The following is a 4,439-nucleotide window of genomic DNA, read 5'->3' on the forward strand; positions in this document are numbered from 1 at the left end:
ATCACGGCCCCGGCGCCGAGGAGGATCCGGTGGGCCGGCAGGTCCGCGGCCCCGACGGGATCGGCGCTTGGGCCGTCCACCCCCACGAGCCGGGCCCCGGCCTCGACGAGGTCCCGGGCTTCCTCCGGCGTGAGCCCCTCGACCCCCACGCCCCGCACCAGCACCCTCGGGGGGATCCCCCCGGGAAGGTCGGCGAGTTGAACCCGTTCCAGGAGCAACCCCGGCCCGATCCAGAGGTCCAGCGGAAGGGCGTCCAGGGTGGCGCCGTCGGGGACCAGGTGGGCCGGGGCGTCCACGTGGGTGCCCGAATGGGTGCCCAGGTCGAGCCGGCGGGCGCGGTACCCTTCGGCCTCGAGCCGGGCCACGGTGCGCACCCGCACGGGCTCGTCCCCCGGGTACACGGGCGTTTCCGGGCCGATGGGATGGGTGAGGTCGTAGCGCATGGAATTCCTCGTGGTGCTCCGCCTGGGGTGTCGCCGGGGCTCAACGTAGCAAAAGGGCGGGGCCGGAGCCACGAGGAACGGCGGGCAAGGGGCTGGTTTGAACCACGGAGGACACGGAGGGCACGGAGAGAAGGAAAAAGCCCGGTTGTCTCGGTAAGAGAGGTCGGCCCGACGGGGACGAGGACGGCCCAGAGTACCAAGAAACGATTCACGATTCACGATTTACGATTCACGACTTCGCGCCCGTCGGCTTCCCACGCCCCCGGGCCCCTGTCGTGGCGAGGTGAACCCACCGCAATCAGTAGATCGTCGTGTACCCCGAGAACACGATCTCCAGGGTTTCGTCGAACCGCTCCTCGGCCTCCGGCAGGAGGGCTTCGAGGCCCTCCGGGGTGACGCCGGCCGCGGCCCAGGCCGCCTCGTCGGCGCAGAGCGCCTCCCCGGGTTCGACGCAGAGGATCCCGGGTTCCCGCAGGCTCGCCACCGCGTTGGCCAGGTGTACCCGGGCGGCGTCGGCCGGGTGGACGCGGGCCCGGGAGGGCGCGTGGTGGAACGCCACCGGCGCCCACAGGCTCTCGGGTAGGTCCCACTGCTCCAGGAGCCTCGCCCCCACGTCGGCGTGGGTGAACCCCCAGTGCTCCTGCTCGGCCGCGAGGAGCCGGGCCCACCCCTCCCCGTCGGCCTCGAGCACCCGGCGGCTCCCCTCGGGGTCGAGGTGCAGGAGCACGAGCCACCCCACGTCGTGCAAGAGCCCCGCCAGGAAGGCTCGCTCCCGGCCGGCCCGGCGCTCCCGCACCAGGACCGAGGCCACGGCGGCGGTGTACACGCTGTGGCGCCAGAAGGAGTCCACGTTCACGTCCTCGGGGGGGACCTTGGCGAAGGTTTCGGCCGCGGCGGTGGCCAGGGCGAGCGTCCGGATCTCCTCGCGGCCCAGGAGGGCCACGGCGTGGGTCACGGTCTCCACCCGGCGGGGCAGGCCGTAGAAGGCGCTGTTCACGAGCTTGAGCACCCGGGCCGAGAGCGCCGGGTCGGTCCGCAGGGTCTCGGCCACGTCCTCGGCCGTGGACCGGTCGTCGGCCAGGACGTCGTTGAGGCGCAGGCACGCCTCGGGAAGCGAGATCAGCTCTCCGGCGCGGGCGACGAGATCGTCGAGGGTCATTTGCCACTCCTTGGGGGCGATCCCGGGTTGTCCTCCGTGTTCTCCGTGCCCTCCGTGGTTCCGATCCACGGCGTGTCCCTGCAGGGTTTCTTTTCGGCCACCGGGCCCCCGGGCTCAAGGTGGCGGCCACGGGCCGGCCTGGTATCATCGCTCCTTGACCGCGCCCGGGCCCAGACAGGCGCCGTGCAAGAAGTCAGTGGCCAGGCGACAGAGGTCACGAGTCCGGGTTGGGTCGGCGGCTGCCTGACACCCGGGCCGCAAGGCCCGAAAGAAAGGGCGTCCCGGCTTGGAAGCCGCTCCCACAGGTTGGGACAGCCGCTGACGCTGGAATCCCAAAGGATTTTGGCGTCCTAGCATCCCAGCCTCCCAGCGTCCTAGCAGGAAGTTACTCGGAAGGAGGCGACCGTGGAGCGAGTGCTGGAACAACTGGAGGCGCGCCGGGAGGCGCTCCTGGAAGAGCTCTTCGCGTTCTTGCGCATCCCCTCGGTGAGCGCTGACCCGGCCCGGGCGGCCGACGTGGCCCGGGCCGCGGAATGGCTCGCGGAGCGGCTCGGCCGGTCGGGGTTCGAGGCCCGGGCCGAGCCCACCGGGGGGCACCCGGCCGTGGTGGCCGAGTGGCGCGGCGCGGCCGGGGCGCCCACGGTGCTCCTCTACGGCCACTACGACGTGCAGCCCGCCGACCCTTCCGACGGCTGGACCTCGGACCCCTTCGAGCCGGTGGTGCGCGACGGGCGCATCGTGGCCCGGGGGGCCACCGACGACAAGGGCCAGCTCTTCTGCCACGTGGCCGCCCTGGGGGCCCACCTCGAGGTCCACGGCCGGCTTCCCGTGAACGTGGTCGCCCTGTTCGAGGGCGAGGAGGAGTCGGGGAGCGAGCACCTGGAAGCGTTCCTCGAGACCCACCGGGACCGGTTCCGGTGCGACGCCGTGGTGGTGAGCGACTCGGGCCGGCTCGACCCGGCCGTGCCGGCCATCACCTACGGGCTGCGGGGCCTCGTGTACCTGGAACTCACCGTGCGGGGCCCGAACCGCGACCTCCACTCGGGCTCCTTCGGCGGGGCCGTGGCCAACCCGGCCAACGCCCTGGCGCGGCTCCTGGCCTCGCTCCAGGACGAGGCCGGCCGGGTGGCCGTGTCCGGGTTCTATGACCGGGTGCGGCCCCTGGAGCCCTGGGAGCGGGAGGCGTTCGCCCGCCTGCCCTTCGACGAGGAGGCCCTGCGCCGGGACCTCGGGGTGGATGCGCTCGCGGGGGAGCCGGGTTTCACGCCCCTGGAGCGGCTCTGGGCCCGGCCGACCCTCGACGTGAACGGGCTCGTGGCCGGGTACACGGGGGAGGGCGCGAAAACGGTGCTCCCGGCCTGGGCCCGGGCCAAGGTGTCCTGCCGGCTCGTGCCCGACCAGGACCCCGACGAGATCGCCGACCTCCTGGAGGGCTGGCTCGCCCGGCGGGTGCCCGCCGGATGCCGCCTCGAGATCTCCCGCCTCCACGGCGCCCGGCCCGTCTTGGTGCCCACCGAGGGCCCGTTCATGGCCGCGGCCCGCCAGGCCCTGGCCCGGGGGTTCGGGGCCGACCCCGTCTTCATCCGGGAGGGCGGCTCGATCCCGGTGGTCGAGGCGTTCCAGCGCCTTCTCGGCGCCCCGGTCCTTCTTCTGGGGTTCGGCCGGCCCGACGACGGGGCCCACGGCCCGGACGAGGGGTTCCACCTGGACGACCTCTGGGCCGGCACGCGAACGAGCGCCTGGCTCTGGCCGCTCCTGGGGGAGGTGGCGCCGTGAGGAAGCCCAGTTTCTGGCAGCGGGTGCGAAAGACCTTCGACCGGGCGGCCCGGCTCACCGCCCACGACCCGTCGCTCCTTGTGCAGATCCGCGAGTGCGACAGCGTCTACCACGTGAACTTCCCGGTCCGCCGTGACGACGGCTCGATCGAGGTGGTCCAAGCCTGGCGGGCCGAGCACAGCCACCACAAGCTGCCCACCAAGGGCGGCATCCGCTACTCCATGAACGTGACCCAGGACGAGGTGATGGCCCTCGCGGCCCTCATGACCTTCAAGTGCGCCGTGGTCGACGTGCCCCACGGCGGGGCCAAGGGCGGGGTCCGGATCGCCCGGCACCGGTACTCCGACGCCGAGGTCGAGCGGGTGACCCGCCGGTTCGCCTACGAGCTCATCCGCAAGAACTTCATCGGCCCCGGCACCGACGTGCCGGCGCCCGACTTCGGCACGGGGTCCCGGGAGATGGCCTGGATCGCCGACACCTACGGCGCGCTGGCGCCCGACAAACTCTACGCCCTGGCCTGCGTCACCGGAAAGCCGGTGGGCCAGGGCGGCATCCGGGGCCGCACCGAGGCCACGGGCCGGGGGGTGGTGTTCGGGCTGCGGGAGGCGTGCGAGTCGGCCGACGACATGCGGGCCGCGGGGCTGGGGCCCGGGCTTGCCGGGAGGCGGGTGGTCGTGCAGGGCCTCGGGAACGTGGGCTACCACGCGGCCAAGTTCCTGGCCGAGGCCGGGGCCGTGGTCGTGGGGCTCGCCGAGTACGAGGGCGCGGTCCACAACCCGGACGGGCTCGACCCCGACGCCGTGGTGGCCCACCGCCGGCAGACCGGGTCGATCCTGGGGTTCCCGGGGGCCGAGGACGTGGTGCCGACGGCCCGGGCCCTGGAACTCCCCTGCGACATCCTGGTGCCCGCGGCCCTGGAAAACCAGATCACAGCCGAGAACGCCCCGCGCATCCAGGCCCGCATCGTGGCCGAAGCGGCCAACGGCCCGGTCACCGACGAGGCCGAGGCGATCCTCCGGGAGCGGGGCGTGTGGATCCTGCCCGACGTGTGGCTCAACGCC

At 73.3% G+C, this 4,439-nt stretch carries 4 protein-coding genes; 2 read left to right on the plus strand and 2 right to left on the minus strand.

All coding sequences use genetic code 11. The annotated features are described in order from the left end of the window. Both ACY0I8_RS16575 and ACY0I8_RS16580 read right to left on the minus strand, forming a co-directional pair. On the minus strand, positions 1-443 hold a 443-nt coding region (locus ACY0I8_RS16575; RefSeq protein ID WP_461395632.1), incomplete at its 3' end, for a cyclase family protein. 298 nt (positions 444-741) lie between these two features. Beyond that, positions 742-1,602 carry an HDOD domain-containing protein gene (locus ACY0I8_RS16580; RefSeq protein WP_461395633.1) on the minus strand — a complete coding sequence of 287 codons (861 nt, stop codon included), beginning with the start codon at positions 1,600-1,602 and terminating at the stop codon, positions 742-744. Between the two features lie 405 nt (positions 1,603-2,007). On the opposite strand from ACY0I8_RS16580, the gene ACY0I8_RS16585 reads away from it, so the two are divergent. Next, the gene (locus tag ACY0I8_RS16585) at positions 2,008-3,378 is read left to right on the plus strand and encodes a dipeptidase (RefSeq protein WP_461395634.1); all 1,371 of its coding nucleotides are present in this window, start codon (positions 2,008-2,010) and stop codon (positions 3,376-3,378) included. After that, on the plus strand, positions 3,375-4,439 hold a 1,065-nt coding region (locus ACY0I8_RS16590), incomplete at its 3' end, for a Glu/Leu/Phe/Val family dehydrogenase (protein ID WP_461395635.1). The genes ACY0I8_RS16585 and ACY0I8_RS16590, both read left to right, overlap by 4 nt.

The sequence above is a fragment of the Deferrisoma sp. genome (assembly GCF_054681715.1).

What these genes read in the sequence shown, in the direction of transcription:
- ACY0I8_RS16580 (WP_461395633.1), bottom strand. Translation starts at nt 1,602, where the DNA reads ATGACCCTCGACGATCTCGTCGCCCGCGCCGGAGAGCTGATCTCGCTT.